The organism is Companilactobacillus futsaii JCM 17355, assembly GCF_001435505.1.
Lineage (GTDB): Bacteria > Bacillota > Bacilli > Lactobacillales > Lactobacillaceae > Companilactobacillus > Companilactobacillus futsaii.
Map to the genome: position 1 here is coordinate 1 of NZ_AZDO01000097.1, position 16498 is coordinate 16498.

The 16498-nt window shown below is 36.9% G+C and carries 14 protein-coding genes; 10 read left to right on the forward strand and 4 right to left on the reverse strand.

Features of this window, described 5'->3' with window-relative positions:
- Positions 1–65 precede the first annotated feature (65 nt).
- The 3 genes from FC88_RS07615 to FC88_RS07625 form a co-directional block, all read right to left on the reverse strand.
- A complete protein-coding gene (locus FC88_RS07615) occupies positions 66–1763 on the reverse strand; it encodes a glycerol-3-phosphate dehydrogenase/oxidase (RefSeq protein WP_057814378.1) in 1698 nt (565 codons plus the stop codon).
- A gap of 76 nt (positions 1764–1839) precedes the next feature.
- Positions 1840–3183: an HD domain-containing protein gene (locus FC88_RS07620; RefSeq protein ID WP_057814380.1), complete on the reverse strand. Its 1344-nt coding sequence runs from the start codon at positions 3181–3183 to the stop codon at positions 1840–1842.
- Positions 3183–3995 carry a lipoate--protein ligase family protein gene (locus tag FC88_RS07625; RefSeq protein ID WP_057814382.1) on the reverse strand — a complete coding sequence of 271 codons (813 nt, stop codon included), beginning with the start codon at positions 3993–3995 and terminating at the stop codon, positions 3183–3185. The genes FC88_RS07620 and FC88_RS07625 overlap by 1 nt, the downstream gene beginning before the upstream one ends.
- Before the next feature lie 55 nt (positions 3996–4050).
- Between FC88_RS07625 and FC88_RS07630 the strand changes: the two genes are divergently transcribed.
- The 6 genes from FC88_RS07630 to FC88_RS07655 all read left to right on the forward strand — a co-directional run bounded on the left by FC88_RS07630 (position 4051) and on the right by FC88_RS07655 (position 10355).
- Positions 4051–4491 (forward strand): YwiB family protein, encoded by a 441-nt coding sequence (locus tag FC88_RS07630; protein ID WP_057814384.1) that lies wholly within the window; start codon positions 4051–4053, stop codon positions 4489–4491.
- Positions 4492–4537: 46 nt separating this feature from the next.
- The gene (gene rpoE, locus FC88_RS07635; RefSeq protein ID WP_057814386.1) at positions 4538–5173 is read left to right on the forward strand and encodes a DNA-directed RNA polymerase subunit delta; all 636 of its coding nucleotides are present in this window, start codon (positions 4538–4540) and stop codon (positions 5171–5173) included.
- Positions 5174–5350: 177 nt separating this feature from the next.
- On the forward strand, positions 5351–6964 hold the full coding sequence (locus FC88_RS07640; protein WP_057814388.1) for a CTP synthase: 1614 nt from the start codon (positions 5351–5353) through the stop codon (positions 6962–6964).
- A 37-nt stretch (positions 6965–7001) separates the two neighbouring features.
- Positions 7002–8282 (forward strand): UDP-N-acetylglucosamine 1-carboxyvinyltransferase, encoded by a 1281-nt coding sequence (locus tag FC88_RS07645; protein ID WP_057814390.1) that lies wholly within the window; start codon positions 7002–7004, stop codon positions 8280–8282.
- 227 nt (positions 8283–8509) lie between these two features.
- On the forward strand, positions 8510–10006 hold the full coding sequence (abc-f, locus tag FC88_RS07650) for a ribosomal protection-like ABC-F family protein (protein WP_057814392.1): 1497 nt from the start codon (positions 8510–8512) through the stop codon (positions 10004–10006).
- A 100-nt stretch (positions 10007–10106) separates the two neighbouring features.
- Entirely contained in the window at positions 10107–10355 is a 249-nt protein-coding gene (locus tag FC88_RS07655; RefSeq protein ID WP_010018477.1) for a type B 50S ribosomal protein L31, read from the forward strand.
- Positions 10356–10380: 25 nt separating this feature from the next.
- Here the strand turns inward: FC88_RS07655 and FC88_RS07660 are convergent, their stop codons facing one another.
- Complete coding sequence (locus tag FC88_RS07660) at positions 10381–11619, reverse strand: multidrug efflux MFS transporter (protein WP_083484603.1); 1239 nt, start codon at positions 11617–11619, stop codon at positions 10381–10383.
- A gap of 89 nt (positions 11620–11708) precedes the next feature.
- On the opposite strand from FC88_RS07660, the gene FC88_RS07665 reads away from it, so the two are divergent.
- From FC88_RS07665 to alr, 4 genes are all read left to right on the forward strand, one after another.
- Positions 11709–13070, forward strand: a complete 1362-nt coding sequence (locus FC88_RS07665; RefSeq protein WP_057814395.1) for a UDP-N-acetylmuramoyl-tripeptide--D-alanyl-D-alanine ligase — start codon at positions 11709–11711, stop codon at positions 13068–13070.
- Positions 13071–13153: 83 nt separating this feature from the next.
- The gene (gene cshA, locus FC88_RS07670) at positions 13154–14677 is read left to right on the forward strand and encodes a degradosome RNA helicase CshA (protein WP_057814397.1); all 1524 of its coding nucleotides are present in this window, start codon (positions 13154–13156) and stop codon (positions 14675–14677) included.
- A 241-nt stretch (positions 14678–14918) separates the two neighbouring features.
- A complete protein-coding gene (gene acpS / locus FC88_RS07675) occupies positions 14919–15281 on the forward strand; it encodes a holo-ACP synthase (RefSeq protein WP_057814400.1) in 363 nt (120 codons plus the stop codon).
- Positions 15281–16393, forward strand: coding sequence for an alanine racemase (gene alr / locus FC88_RS07680; protein WP_057814402.1), 1113 nt, complete (start codon positions 15281–15283; stop codon positions 16391–16393). Before acpS ends, alr begins: the two co-directional genes overlap by 1 nt.
- Positions 16394–16498 lie beyond the last annotated feature (105 nt).

Here is a 16498-nt window from a genome sequence, read left to right on the forward strand (position 1 = left end):
TGACAAGGCAGAGTGCATTCCAGCCAAATTTTCTTTGCTATGGAGGACGGAATATTTAACCAAATCTAATGGTCTTTTTTGTAGTCCAAATATTGCTTCTTAACTTGTTTCAAATCACTCAAGTCTAATTTTTGATTGACTTCATCAGTCATTCGTTGCTTAGTATCTTCATCCCAATCATAAAACTTACTCATATAATCGATGACGGGAGTCTTGATGCTCTTCATGTGAGAGATATCGAATAACATTTGACTACTACGACGAAGTAAGTAATCGATAGGGTGCTCGACCATTTCATTTTGTAAACCGTAATTTAACATGGCCCAATCGATTCTTGGTAAACGTGCCTTGGTTTTAGTTTCAGGTAATAGTTTATAGACGGCACGTACATTGGATCCAAAGCGTTGGACTAATTTTTCAGCTTCGTCACGCTCTAAATCATAATTTATGATACCTTCATGGACTTCCTTGTCGAAGAATTCCATCCAATATTTACCGCCACCCACGTCACCGCCGGATAAAGTTAAGTCTTTTGTCTGAGTAGGCAAGAATTCGTAGTCACTTTCGAGGTCTAGCTGCTTAGCTACCCGCTCAACAATTTTTTCGGCCATTTTGCGGTAACCAGTTAATTTACCACCGGCAATCGAAAGCAGTCCGGATTTTGATTGGAAAATTTCATCTTTACGAGAAATTTCTGAAGGAGATTTGCCTTCTTCTTGAATTAGTGGTCTAACTCCAGACCAGCCACTTTCGACATCTTCAGGAGTGAGAAATTCGGGGAGATCAAACATTTGATTAGCAGCCGCTAAAATATAAGTAACGTCAGTAGCAGTGATGCTAGGTTCTTTTGGATCTTTTGTCCAAGTAGTATCAGTCGTTCCAATGTAAGTTTTACCTTCACGAGGAATGGCAAACATCATTCTGTCATCATGAAAAGGCGTGTCGAAGTAAATGGAATTAGAAATTGGAAATTTATCATGGTCAATGACTAGGTGAACACCCTTAGTTAAGTGCAAGTGTTTGCCGGTATTAGAGTGGTCCATTTCTCTGATGTTATCGACCCAAGGACCAGTAGCGTTAATAACTTTTTTAGCATGAATTTCACCAGTTTTTTCAGTAATGAGATCTTTGAAAATAACTCCGCAAATTTTGTCGTCGGCGTCATATAAAAGACCGGTGACTTTAATGTAATTGGCAACTAGAGCACCTAAATCATTGGCTTTTTTGAGAACTTCCAAGGTTAAACGTGCATCGTCGGTGCGATATTCAACATAAACACCGGAACCTTTTAATCCCTCTGCTTTAATGTAAGGTTCACGTTCTAACGTATCGTGTGAATTTAACATATACTTACGCTCTGAATGTTTTACTTCGGCTAGTCGGTCATAGACATCCAAACCAATAGCAGTAGTAAAAGGTCCGAAGGTTCCATCTTCATAAAAGGGTAGCATCATTTTTAGAGGTGTTGTGACATGTGGGGCGTTGTTATAAACGATAGCACGTTCACTACCGACTTCATGAACTTCTTTGACGGCCGCTTGTTTTAAATATCGTAATCCTCCATGGACTAGTTTGGTTGAACGACTAGAAGTTCCAGAAGCAAAGTCACGCATTTCTAACAAACCTGTTTTGAGATTACGGGATTGTGCATCAAGTGCGATTCCACTACCAGTAATACCTCCACCGATAATCAGTAAATCTAAGACTTGATCTTGCATATTTTGTAAATTAGATGATCTGGTTTTATCTGAAAATTCTGACATGATATTCCTCCTCGTTTTAAGAAAGCCTACTTAGTTAAATACATTCTAATAAAATTCAGAACAAGTTGAAAGCGATTTACATGACGATTTTGTCGTTGTGAATGTGTTTTTGAAATTCGAGATAATAATTATTAAATAAATCGTCAGTTTGTTTTAGTAGCATCGATTTAGGGAAGTAGAAGCGTTGATCTCCTAAAATTTTTCCTGTTAAAGCATTGACTAGTCGACTGACGGTAGAAAGCTCGATTAAAGAGCCGTCATCTTGCATGATTTCAATTTGGGTGCGACTCTTGTTGGAATTAGGATTGTAAACATCATAAGGCAAGTCAAAACTAGAATTAGTAGCTGTGTAGTATTTTTTATCAAAACCAGCATTTTCAACAATTTGAGCTAATTCAGGTAAGAAATGCTTAGTCTTATTGTCATACTCTGACGATTTGAATGGCTTACGCGAAAGGAAGCGATAGGATAAGTCTTTAAGAATTTCATCAGGATAACTTTGCCAAAGCGTGAAATAAGTATTGAGAATGCCATCGTCTAACAGTAAGTAATCATCAATCGTCACTTTATCTTCAAAGAATGGCACTAACAAACTAGGCATTTCAAAGTCGCGCATATGATTGTGTTCAAATAAATCTTTTGCTCGTTGCAATAATTTAGTCAAAACAACTTCCATACCACGAGATACTGGATGAAAATAAATTTGTTGATACATTTGGAAACGACAGAGTACATAATCTTCAACAGCGTGCATTCCATCATTGTCAAAAGCAATTCCACCTTTATAAGGACGCATGACTCGCAATATTCTCGTTAAGTCAAACATCCCATATTTAGTTCCAGTGAAGTAAGCATCACGTAATAAGTAATCCATTCGATCGGCATCGATTTGGCTAGAAATCATTTGGACAACTTGAGGATTAGGATAAGTATGAGCAATGACGCTGGCAACTTTTTCTGGGAAGTCTTCACTGACTTGTCGGAGGACTTGATTGATTTCAGTCTCTTTAGAAGTGATGATTTTTTGAGTCCACATTTCATGGTCAGTATTGAAGATATGTTCAAAAGTATGTGAATAAGCACCGTGACCAACATCATGCAACAAAGCCGCACATAAGGCCACTAGGCGTTCATCGTCATTCCACAATCCATCGCCGGGTTTTTTAGAAGGATAATTTCTTTGAAAGTTATCACAAATTTGACGAGTAATCTCGTAAACACCCATGCAATGAGTAAAACGAGAATGCTCAGCACCTTGGAAAGTAAATGAAGAAGTACCTAATTGCTTGATACGTCGTAAGCGCTGGAATTCTTTGGTGTTGATCAAGTCCAAAATAACTTGATGTTGGACATGAATGTAGTTGTGAATAGGATCACGGAAAACTTTTTCTCGAGGTAACATTTTAATATTTTCTGCCATTATTTTTCCTCCAAGATGACTTTATTTCGCTTGATCAAGCTAGTTAGAGTTTGATTGAAAGCTTTTTGATATGGTTGTGAGTTTTTAACGATAAAAAATTCTTTTTGTGAAATTTGATAATCAGATTTTAAAGCATTGAGAATTCTTTGCTTAGCTTCAGAAATGGAAAAATCAATCTGTAATAAGTTATCGAGATTTTCCATTGCATGAATATCAATGTTTGGATAGTCGAATCGTTGACTTCTAGGGAAATCACCAATTTCGTAAAAGTCTTTCATCAATTGGCTACGTTTCTTTTGGTTACCATTGATACTAATATAGGCCATTACTGCTACAGCATTGCCGACACGACGTTGTGAAATCCCAGCAAACTTTTGGGTATCAATACTAAGATCAAATGTTCCTGGACAATAAGAACGAGATATTTCGCCTGTTTGAATCTTGTCACTAAAAGCTTTTTTCAGTAAAATATACATCTTGTTATAAGCATCGTCGATTAAAAGATTATCCTTATCTGGCAAAAAGAGTGTACAATTTAAAATACCTTTATCGGAAACTACGCCTAAACCGCCAGAATTGCGTAAATAAAATAAGTAGTTTTTAGCTGACAAAAAATCGATTCCACTTTGGAAATTGTTGAGCTGCTTGTCTTGCATTCCTAGGATCACAGTTGATGGCGTGGTCCAAAAGTGAATGACTGGTTGACTAGTCTCGGAGACAAATTTTAAAATAGCCCCAGTATCAGAAAAGGGCACAAGTAAATCTTTGGTTGAGCTAATTTGTTGATCATATAATATAATAGTATTGTTCACTTAATCACTTCTTTTAATTAATTAATATAATTTTATCATGTAGAGGCGGGAGTTATTGGAAAATAATAGTTTTGACATCAATGTCGAATTAAATATAGAAACTTTGCAGTCAGGAGAATTGACCCACACGAAGATTTCTGAACCAGGTAAATTTATTCAAATTGGCGATTCGATTTATTTACGGTTCAATGAAAGTTTAGATAATAATGACAAAGCGTCGATTTTAGTTAAAGTGACTGACAGTGGTGAAATTCATGTTAAACGAGTCGCTAAGTCAACTGACTTGGCATCACTGTTGTATTTTACACATCAAAAACATAACACCGGTCATTTGGAAACAGAATATGGAGTCTTACCATTGGCAACTTATACTAAGGATTCTAAAGTTGAAATTGTTAATAATCCACTTTCTGGTAAAATAAACATTGATTATGACTTGATTTACGATGATAATGTGATAGGGAATTATAAGTTTAGATTGATTTTTAATGCTTAGGTCTATATCATTATAAGTAAGACGCTGCGAAAGGACGTGTACACGTTTGAAGTTTGATAAATTCAAGGATCAAAATAAAGACGAGCTCTCATTGATTGAGGTTGCCTATGAGATTCTCAACAACAATAATAAAGAAGTAATGAATTTCTCAGATATCGTTAACGAAATGCAAGACTATTTAGGTAAGTCTGACGAAGATATCAAGAGAGCACTTCCACAATTCTATACAGATTTGAATAATGATGGAAGTTTTCTTTCACTCGGCGAAAATGTTTGGGGTCTACGTAAGTGGTATCCATATGATTCAGTCGATGAAGAAGTAAATCACCCTGAGGATAATGGTACTGAAAATGCTCATAAAGCTGCTCAAAAGGTTAATGCCTTCTTGAGTGAAGATGATGACGACGATGATGTTGTTGATTATGATGATGACAGTGACCTAAATGTATCTGATATGGATGATGACGATGACAGTGATGGTTCATCAAATAATGGTCCCGACTTGTCTAAGTTCACTAATTCAGATTTAACATCAGTTGATGATGACGATGACGATGAACATGACGATTCATTGGAAGACGGTATTGAAGGACAATTATCAGAATTTGATGCTGATGATGACGACGAAGATATCGATTTGTCTGACCAAGATGATGACGATGATGATGACGACGAAGAATAGTTAAAAAAATAATAGTTAAATTTTCGAATTAAAAGTTTGACGACTCGAACATATCACGGTATTATATAGTTCGGGCTCTATTAGATAGACAAATTCAAGTTCCCTGTTCATGTTGAATAGGGGACTTTTTTATTTTTGCGAGTAAGAAATCCCTAGAATTAGTATGTGGAGGAAGTTATGACTAAATACATTTTTATTACAGGTGGAGTTGTTTCATCATTAGGTAAGGGAATTGTTGCCGCATCCCTTGGTAGACTATTAAAGAATCGCGGCCTTAAGGTTACAATGCAAAAATTCGATCCTTATATTAATGTGGATCCTGGTACTATGAGTCCATACCAACACGGTGAAGTTTTTGTTACTAACGATGGTACAGAAACTGATCTTGATCTTGGACATTATGAAAGATTTATCGATAACGATTTGAACAAATATTCAAATGTTACTACTGGTAAGATTTATTCCGAAGTAATTCGTCGCGAACGTCGTGGTGATTACAACGGTGCAACTGTGCAAGTTATTCCACATATTACAGATATGATCAAACAAAAGATTATGCGTGCTGCTACAACTACTGATTCAGATGTTATTATTACTGAAGTTGGTGGTACTGTTGGTGATATTGAATCACAACCATACTTAGAAGCATTGCGTCAAATGAAGGCCGAAGTTGGTTCAGAAAACGTTGTTTATATTCATACATCACTAGTTCCTTACTTGAAAGCTGCTGGCGAAATGAAGACAAAGCCAACACAACACAGTGTTAAAGAATTACGTGGAATTGGTATTCAACCTAATATCTTAGTTGTTAGAACAGAAATGCCAATGCCACAAAGCATGAAAGATAAGATTGCTTCATTCTGTGACGTTGACTCAGAAGCTGTGATTGAATCACGTGATGCAAGTTCACTTTACGACGTTCCTTTGAACTTACAAGCTCAAAACTTTGATGATATCGTATGTCGTTACTTGCACTTAGAAACAAAACCTGCTGATATGGAACAATGGAACAAGTTGGTTAACCGTGTTCACAACTTGAAACATAAGACAAAGATCACAATGGTTGGTAAATATACAAAATTACAAGATGCATATATTTCTGTTACAGAAGCACTTCGTTCAGCCGGATATGCTTATAATTCAGAAATCGAAATTGAAAAAATTTCAGCTGATTTGATCAATGATGACAATGTTGCTGACTATTTGAAGGATTCAGATGGTATCCTAGTACCAGGTGGTTTTGGTAGCCGTGGACTAGAAGGTATGATTGCTGCCATTAAGTATGCTCGTGAAAACGACGTACCATATCTTGGACTATGTCTAGGTATGCAAATGGCAAGTATTGAATTTGCTAGAGACGTTGCTGGTATCAAAGATGCAACAACTGGTGAAATCGATGAAAATGCTGCTAATAAGATTATTGACATTATGGCAGACAAAAAAGATGTCGAAGATCGTGGAGGTACTTTACGTTTAGGGTCATATCCATGTAAACTAAAACCTGGTACTAAAACAGCTGCTGCTTACGATAATCAATCAGTTATCCAAGAAAGACATCGTCACAGATACGAATTCAATAATGAATACCGTAAACAATTCGAAGATCTTGGCTTAGTATTCTCAGGTGTTTCACCAGACAATCACTTAGTTGAAGTAATTGAAATCCCTGAAAACAAGTTCTTCGTTGCTGCTCAATACCATCCAGAATTCTTGTCAAGACCAACTAAACCAGAAGGACTATTCAAAGCCTTCATCGGTGCAGCTTCTGGCCTTGAAGAAGACGATATTTAGTCTTTCTTAGTAGTCAAAAATAGTTAGGAAAAAGCTTATGCAAAAACTTGTAATCAACGGTGGAAAGAAATTGTCGGGTGAAGTGACAATCGGTGGTGCCAAAAACAGCACTGTAGCTTTGATACCAGCGGCCATTTTATCCGATACACCTGTAGTATTAGATTCTGTTCCACAAATTAGAGATGTAAAAAATTTACGTTCTATTTTGAAAGATATGAACGTTACTTCAGAAATGAATAATGATGTATTGCGAATTGATCCGACAAAGATCCAATTTGCTGAATTACCAAGTGGTAAAGTTAGCAGTTTGCGAGCCTCATATTATTTTATGGGTGCAATGCTGGGACGATTCGGTAAAGCTGTAGTCGGATTTCCCGGTGGTGACGATATTGGACCACGTCCTATTGATCAACATATCAAGGGATTTGAAGCATTAGGTGCACACGTTGAGAACAAACATGGGCAAATCATTATCACAACTCCTGAAGAAGGGTTGAAGGGAGCCAAAATCTTTTTAGATATGGTTTCAGTTGGGGCAACAATCAATGTTATTTTGGCAGCCGTTAAGGCTAAAGGAACAACTGTGATTGAAAATGCCGCAAAAGAACCAGAAATTATCGATTTAGCAACTTTCTTAAACAACATGGGTGCTGTTATCCGTGGTGTCGGAACGGAAACTATCCGTATCGAAGGTGTGGATACATTACGTTCTAACAATGCTCATACGATTATTCCTGATCGAATTGAAGCTGGAACTTATTTGAGTTTAGCCGCTGCTTGTGGTGGTGGCATCTTGGTTAAGAATATCATTAGTGAACATTTGGATGCCTTTTTGGCAAAACTTGATGAAATGGGCGTTAATTTGGAAGTTGGCGAAGACAGTATTTATGTCAAACCTTCTCCTGAACTAAAAGCTGTAAACATTAAAACTATGCCATATCCAGGTTTTGCGACAGATTTGCAACAACCAATTACGCCTTTGTTAATGCAAGCCAATGGTGATGCAATGATTATTGACACGATTTATCCTAAGCGAGTAAAACACATTGCTCAATTAACAAAAATGGGTGCCAATATTACTAGTGAAAATGATTTGATCTTCGTTCACGGAGGTGCCAAATTAAAAGGTGCTAATGTGTCAGCGGATGAAATCAGAGCTGGTGCTTGTTTAATGATTGCCGGACTATTAGCTCAAGGGCAAACAGTCATCAATCATGCAGAAAATATTCTACGTGGTTACGATCAAGTCGTTTGGAAATTGCATTGCTTAGGAGCAGACGTTAAATTAATTGGTGAAGATGATTTAGTAGAATCTTGACATTGATGTATTAACCTGATAAATTTATTTATATTAAATACAGAGAGGAAGTGCGCCGTTGAGAAAATAAGTTTGAGTTTTAAATTATACAAATATAGAAATATATGGTGTAGTTTAGCTCGGCTTAAATTCTCAACAGTGCTTCCTGTAAAAAGGGAGGACGCTGTTTAGCGTTCTTTTTTTGTGCGCCTAAGTCGACTGACTGACACCTTGTGAGGTGTTGTTTTATGGGAACAATTCAAATAGAAAATGTTAGTTTTAAATATGATCAGATGATGGACAACTTGTTCGATTCGCTAAATTTAAAAATAGATGAGAGTTGGAAACTTGGATTAATAGGTCGCAATGGTCGTGGCAAGACGACTTTGTTGAAAATGTTATTAGGCCAATTGAAATACAGCGGACAAATAATTTCTAATTTGAATTTTTATTATTATCCACAGACAGTTGTTAACAAAGATTTACTAACTGTCGAGGTGGTAAAAGAAATTACGCAATTAGAAGACTATGAGCTTTGGAAAATAGAAGTTGAGCTGGATAAATTAAAAGTCGATCCAAATGTTTTTCAGCAACAATTTTCAACTTTAAGTCCAGGAGAAAGAACAAAAGTTTTATTGGCGATTATGTTTGTCGATGAATCAGGCTTTCAATTGATTGATGAACCGACTAACCACTTAGATATTGAAGGTCGCCAAATTGTCGCTGATTATTTAAAGAGCAAAAAGGGTTTTATCGTTATTTCCCACGATAAGAGTTTCTTGAATTCGGTGATCGATCACGTTATTTCCATCAATCGTAGTGACGTTTCGGTGTACAAAGGCAATTTTGATACGTGGCAAGCACAGTGGGAATTAAAAAATCAGACTGAAGCAGAAGAAAAGGAACAATTACAAAAGGACATTAATCGTCTACATGAGACTGCGGTTAAACGTGAAAATTGGTCGCGTCAAACGGAAGCCCATAAAAATCGCAAGCAGTATCATGAAAAGGTTCATCTTGATAAAGGTTTTATTGGTACGAAAGCTGCAAAGATGATGAAGAAGGCCAAAACTGCTGAGAATCGTGTTAATACGGCAATCGATGAGAAAAAGAAATTGTTGAAAAATATCGAAATAGAAGCGCATATACAATTAAATTACGAAAAAAAGAATCATCCTGATTTATTTGTTCAAGTAGAAAATCTAACTTTAAGACATGATAAGATCGTAACCCCAGAGGTAAGTTTTAAGGTTAAACGTGATCATGTTGTAGCGCTTGTCGGACCTAATGGTATCGGTAAGACGACCATCTTTAGACAAATTCTTGGGATATCACAGCCTTTTACGCAAGATGGCAATATTCGAGTGGCAAACAATTTAAAAATCTCTTATTTGCGACAGGATAACGAATTAGAGGGCACTATTAGGCAATTGACAGAGCAAAAACAAATTAATTCTGAATTAGTTTTCTCAAATTTACGAAAATTGGGGTTTGAACGTCATCTTTTTGAGCAGCCTGTGGAAAAGATGAGTCAAGGTCAGCGTCGTAAAGTAGCCTTAGCTTTGAGTTTATCTGAAGTCGCTAACTTGTATTTTTGGGATGAGCCACTGAATTATTTGGATGTTATTACGAGACAACAAGTTATAGCCGCTATCCAAAAACAGCATCCGACTATGCTTTTGATCGACCATGATCAAGATTTGATAGATGCAGTTTCTAGTGTAAAAGTCAATTTGCATCATTAGAATTGTGTTGAATAATTAGCTAACTCATGATATTATTAGACACTGTTAGTAATTTAATCTATATTTCTGTAAAAGATTTATGGCAAAGGAGCGACATAGAATGAAACAAGGAATTCATCCAGAGTACCGCCAAGTTGTATTTATGGATTCATCAACAGGTAAGAAGTTCTTAGCTGGTTCAACAATGAACTCAAAAGAAACAACTGACTATGAAGGTACAGAATACCCATTAATTCGTGTTGAAATCTCATCAGATTCACATCCTTTCTATACTGGTAAACAAAAGTTTGCTCAAGCAGATGGACGTATCGATCGTTTCAACAAGAAATATGGCTTGCAAAACAAGTAAAAAAAAGTCATCCAAAACGGATGGCTTATTTTTTTGCGCTTGTATTCTTTTTTCTTGATTTCAAATGTGTAAAGACCCAAGTGAAATTGATCAGGGCCAAAAAGCTAGTACTCAAGAACACAGCTGAATAACTGAGGACACTGGAAATCGATGAACCAAGTAGTGGTCCACAGACATTACCAACTGATTGGAAGGACTGGTTGTAACCGAAGACTCTTCCGGTATATTTGGCATCAGTGTATTTAGCTAAAATCGTTTGAACTTGTGGAACTAGACAGGCATCGGAGATACCGACCAAGAATCGTAAAATTGCTAGTTGCCAGACGTTAGTTACAAACGCTTGTGGGATGTAGACTAAGACGGCAAAAATCAAACCACCGATCAAGATCTTTCCAGTCCCGATTTTATCGCCTAAAGCCCCAAATCTAGGGGCAGCGATAATATTAGCAATCCCGGGCATTGCCGCTACAACTCCAGCTACTAAAGTAACTTGACTAGAGTCGTGCATCAACTGTTTGACGTACAAACTGATGATAGGATTGATCGAGTTATTTGAAGTTTGGATGATCATCGTAGTGACGAACATTGCCAAAATCAAATTGGGATTTTTCAACTTGTGGAAAATTTCTTTAGTCGATTCTTCATCTTCTTTAGAAACTGGTTTGAAATCTTCCTTAATAAAGATCGTGACTAAAATAAATGCTATGAATAGCAATGAACCAGTTATCATAAAGGGAATTCGATAACCGAAGTATTGAGCGATAACACCACCAACCAATGGACCCAACAAAGTACCAGAAATAACTCCAGTATTCAAAGTGCCTAAGGCTTTTCCACTTTCAGATCTAGGAGCTGTGGAGGCAATTAAGGTGTTGGAATTACTAACGAATCCAGAAAAGACACCTTGTAGGAGTCTTAAGACAACTAATTGCCAAGGGGCAGTTACGAAGGCCTGTAGGAAAATAACAATGGCCATACCAAGCGATGCTCGAATCAACATCAACTTGCGACCTTTTCTATCAGCTATCTTGCCCCAAATAGGGGAGATGATCGCCATGACGAGAAATGTCGATGAAAAGGCGATACCATTCCAGATAACGAGCTGACTTTTTGTGAAATTACCTAACTGGTTAATGTATAATGGCATAAAGGGTGTTATCATACTAAAGCCAATACCTGATACAAAGGTACTGAACCAAAGAACAATCAGATTTTTCTTCCAATAATTGTTCGGCTGCTCAGAATCATTCGTATTAGATGACATATACATCAAATCCTTTCTAAGTATCTTAGTATACTCTTTTTATGTAGAATCATATAAAATTATTTTTTTAAAATTGGGGAAGTATATTCATGAAGATGAAGTTAAAAGAAGTTTACTCCGCATTAAAAATTGAAGCTGACAACATTAAAGATGTTGAAATCACAGGAGTTTGCTTCGACAGTCGTAAAGCTAAAAAAGGTGATCTATTCTTTCCATTGCAAGGACAACGTGATGGACATGAGTTTATTAATAGCGCCATAGAAAACGGAGTTAGCGCAACTATTTGGCAAAGTGATCACGAGATTCCAAATGACGATATTTCTTATGTGGTAGTTGAAAATGTTTCAGCAGCCTTTGAGACATTGGCTAAATATTACTTGAATAAAGTTAATCCTAAGGTTATTGCCGTTACTGGCAGCAATGGTAAAACAACGACTAAAGATATGATTGCTAAAGTTTTGAGTACTAGCAATAATGTCGCTAAGACGCCACAAAACTTTAACAATGAAATTGGAGTTCCATTTACGATTTTGAACATGCCAATCAACACGGAAGTATTAGTAGTAGAAATGGGGATGGATCGCCCTGGTCAAATCAATCATTTAAGCAGTATCGCTAATCCAGATATTTCTGTCATCACAATGATTGGAGAAGCCCACATTGAATTTTTCGGTACACGAGATAAAATTGCCGATGCCAAAATGGAGATTACAAATCATCTACAAGAGGACGGAACTTTTGTTTATAACGGGGATGAACCCTTATTATTAGAACGAGCAAAGAATGTTGAACAAAATCAATTGACCTTTGGAAGTCATGATTCTAATGATTTGTATGCTACTAAAATTATTCCGGGCAAGACTACGACTAAGTTTTACACAAACAAGTGGCCTGACTTAGAATTCGAAATTCCGATGATGGGCGAATACAATGTCAATAATGCTTTGGCAGCTTTGTTAGTTGGACGTGCTTCTCACATTAAACCTAACGCTATGCAAAAGGCATTGCAGGACTTATTTGTAACTGAAAATCGTACCGAATGGCTTAAAGCTAAAAATGGTGCTGACATTTTGAGTGATGTGTATAACTCAAATCCAACAGCTGCAATTGAAGTTTTGCACAGCTTAAAAGAAATCCCTACAGGTCGTAAACTGATTGTTTTAGGTGACATGTTGGAACTTGGCGATGCAGCGAAGAGATTACATGAATCGTTAGCAGACCATATCGATCCTAAGGATTTTGCAAAAGTTTATTTAGTTGGTCCAGAAATGAAGTATTTACGTGACAAATTAAATGCGAAATATTCTGCTGATGATTTACTTTGGTATAGTCAAGACCAATTGGCTGATTTGACAAAAGATTTGCAAAAAGAGTTAACATCAAATGACACTGTCTTGTTAAAGGCTAGTCATGGAATTCATTTAGAAAACGTTTTACATGATTTAATGTAGTAGTTGTCATTTGAGTTTGTGTAAAAAACGTGGTAAAGTAGTCAAATTGTTATTTATCGTGTTTTAAAAAATGGAGGACATTTGTGAAATTTAAAGAATTAGATTTAGATCCCAGATTATTGAGTGCCGTAGACGAAGCCGGTTTTGAAGAAACTACACCTATTCAAGCTCAAACTATTCCACTAGTTATGACTGGCGCTGACGTTATCGGACAAGCTCAAACTGGTACAGGTAAGACGGCAGCCTTTGGCTTACCATTGCTAAATGCCGTTGATACTCAATCTAGCGATATTCAAGCATTGATTATCTCACCAACTAGAGAATTAGCTATCCAAACACAAGAAGAATTGTATCGTTTGGGTAAGGAAAAGAAAGTTAAGGTTCAAAGTGTTTACGGTGGTTCTGATATTAGACGCCAAATCCGTTCACTGAAGAATCATCCTCAAATTGTCGTTGGTACACCGGGTAGAATGCTCGATCATATCAACCGTCACACTTTGAAGTTGCACAACGTTAAAACAGTTGTCCTTGATGAAGCTGATGAAATGCTAGATATGGGATTCGTTGAAGATATTGAAAGTATTCTTTCTAACGTTCCTAACAAGCACCAAACATTGTTGTTCTCAGCTACAATGCCAAAACCTATCATGAAGATTGCTGATAAGTTTATGAATGATCCAGAAGTAGTTAAGATCAAATCAAAAGAGTTAACTGCTGATAAGATCGAACAATATTTTGTTAAAGCTAAAGATTATGAGAAATTTGACTTGATGACTCGTTTATTCGATGTTCAAGCACCAGAACTAGCATTGATCTTTGGTCGTACTAAGAGACGTGTTGATGAGTTAACTCGTGGATTACAAGCTCGTGGTTACAATGCTGAAGGTATCCACGGTGATTTGTCACAAGACAAACGTACTAGCGTATTGCGTAAGTTCAAGGCTGGTAAGTTGGACTTCTTAGTTGCTACTGATGTGGCTGCTAGAGGTTTGGATATTTCAGGTGTATCACACGTTTACAACTATGATATTCCTCAAGATCCTGATAGTTACGTTCACCGTATTGGTCGTACAGGACGTGCCGGACATTCTGGTGTGTCAGTAACTTTTGTTACACCTAACGAAATGGGTTACTTACGTACAATTGAAAACTTAACTAAGAAACGTATGGAACCACTTGCTCCACCTACTGATAAAGAAGTTCTTAAGGGACAACTTGAATCAGTTAAGCAAGATATCAAGGATACTTTGGAACATGACAAACACCTTGATCGTTTCGATTCAGCCGTTCAAGAATTACTTGCTGAATACTCACCAGAAGACATTGCTCGTATTTTCTTGAGTGAATCAATTAAGGATGCCGAGACAGTTCCTGTTAAAATTGCTCCTGAAAGACCACTTCCATCAAGAAAGGTTAGTCACAGCCGTTCTGGTCATGGCCGTCGTGGTAGATATAACGGTCACCGTGGTGGTAACAATAATCACCATCGTCGTCGCAACAATGATCGTCGTGATGACAAAAAAGGTGGCAAGCGTCGTGAAAATGATAATAAACGTCATGGTCGCAGCAAGAAGTCATTCAAGATCAGAACTAATCTAGAAAAATAATTAATTAAATAAAATTAGACAAGGTAAATTATTTTACTTTGTCTTTTTTTGTACAGTAAAATGAGACTAAGGGATTTATGGATAATTTCTAAGGCTTGTAAAGTAAGTTAATAATGCTATGATTTAGGCTTAGGTTACACGAGTCAGTAATTTGTCGCACTTTTTTGTTAATTTGAACTGCAAAAAAATTATTTTCATGAAATAATTTAGCTGTTCTTGAAAAATGGAAGGAAGGTTACGCATGATCAAAGGATTAGGTATCGATATTGCTGAAATTAGTCGAGTTAAGCAAATTTATGGTCGCCATCCCAGATTTTTGGAAAAAATTTTAAATACTGATGAAATTGAAGTTTTTAATTCTCTCAATACTGAAAAAGCTAAGATGACTTATTTGACGGGTCGTTTTTCTGTAAAGGAAGCGTTCACTAAAGCTATGGGAACCGGTTTAGTCGGCATCGGTTTTCATGATTTGAGCGTTTTGAATTATCCATCGGGTCAACCATTTATTAAGACAGAGCTCTTTAAAGGTAATATTCATGTCTCAATTTCAGATACAGACGAACTAGTAATAACAGAGGTTATTCTAGAGGAGGAAGAAAAATAATGTTGCCATCAATTCATCGTCCCGCTTATGTTGAAGTGGATTTGGGAAAGTTAAAGACAAATCTTCAAAATGAATTAAATTCAGTACCAAAGGGTACTAAAGTGTTTGCAGTCGTAAAAGCTAATGCCTATGGACACGGATTAGTTAAAGTCGCCAAAAGTGAAATTGAATTCGGTGCAAGTGGATTGTGCGTTGCTACTTTAGACGAAGCTCTAGAAATCCGTAATAGTGGCGTAGAAGCCCCTATTTTAGTTCTAGGTATAATTCCTGTCGAATACGCTAAAGTCGCCGCACAAGCCAATATTTCGGTGACTGTGGGTGATTTAGACTGGTTGAAGGTCGCTGTGCAAATAAGAACGACTAATTTACGAGTTCATTTAGGGATCGACAGTGGCATGGGCCGAATCGGTTTTCAAACTAAAGACGATTTGATCTCTGCTTGTAATTTCTTGAATGAGCACCAGGAAGCCTTTATTCCAGAAGGATTGTTTACCCATTTTGCTACGGCTGACAGTCCTGATGAAAACTACTTTGAAAAGCAAGTCCAACGTTTCAAAGAAATGTCGACAGGCTTACCAACAAAATTCACATATGTACACTGTGCTAACTCAGCTACAGCCTTGTGGCACAAAGATTTAGCCATTAATATGGTCAGATATGGAATTGCCTTGTACGGCTTGAATCCATCACAAACTGACATTACATCCTTGCCATACAAATTAGAACCAGCTTTAAGCTTGTATTCAGAACTAGTTTTCGTTAAGAAAATAAAAGCTGGTCAAAGCGTTGGTTATGGGGCAACTTACACTGCCAAAGAAGACGAGTGGATTGGAACTGTTCCAATAGGATATGCTGACGGTTGGTTGAGAAGAATGCAAGGCAGTGACGTTTTGATCAATGGACAACGTTGTCAAAATGTTGGTCGAATTTGTATGGATCAGTTCATGGTCAGGTTGCCAAAAGAATTACCAGTTGGAACTAAAGTAACCATTTTAGGCAAAGATGGTGATCAAGAAATTACCGCAACTGATGCCGCAAAATATGCTGGAACAATTAATTACGAAATACTTTGCAGTTTGAGTGAAAGATTGCCTCGAGTTTATAAGAAATAATTTTTTGGTTAGTGTGAAGCTGCCGTCGTCCGTTCGGCCCTGGAAAATTGCTGGAATGCACTCGTCCTTGTCAAGTTGACATTTTTTTGATTCAAATAATATAAC

Coding starts and splice junctions, on each gene's coding strand:
- FC88_RS07615 (WP_057814378.1), bottom strand. CDS start 1,763: ATGTCAGAATTTTCAGATAAAACCAGATCATCTAATTTACAAAATATG.
- FC88_RS07620 (WP_057814380.1), bottom strand. CDS start 3,183: ATGGCAGAAAATATTAAAATGTTACCTCGAGAAAAAGTTTTCCGTGAT.
- FC88_RS07640 (WP_057814388.1), top strand. CDS start 5,351: ATGACTAAATACATTTTTATTACAGGTGGAGTTGTTTCATCATTAGGT.
- FC88_RS07645 (WP_057814390.1), top strand. CDS start 7,002: ATGCAAAAACTTGTAATCAACGGTGGAAAGAAATTGTCGGGTGAAGTG.
- abc-f (WP_057814392.1), top strand. CDS start 8,510: ATGGGAACAATTCAAATAGAAAATGTTAGTTTTAAATATGATCAGATG.
- FC88_RS07655 (WP_010018477.1), top strand. CDS start 10,107: ATGAAACAAGGAATTCATCCAGAGTACCGCCAAGTTGTATTTATGGAT.
- FC88_RS07660 (WP_083484603.1), bottom strand. CDS start 11,619: ATGTCATCTAATACGAATGATTCTGAGCAGCCGAACAATTATTGGAAG.
- FC88_RS07665 (WP_057814395.1), top strand. CDS start 11,709: ATGAAGATGAAGTTAAAAGAAGTTTACTCCGCATTAAAAATTGAAGCT.
- acpS (WP_057814400.1), top strand. CDS start 14,919: ATGATCAAAGGATTAGGTATCGATATTGCTGAAATTAGTCGAGTTAAG.
- alr (WP_057814402.1), top strand. CDS start 15,281: ATGTTGCCATCAATTCATCGTCCCGCTTATGTTGAAGTGGATTTGGGA.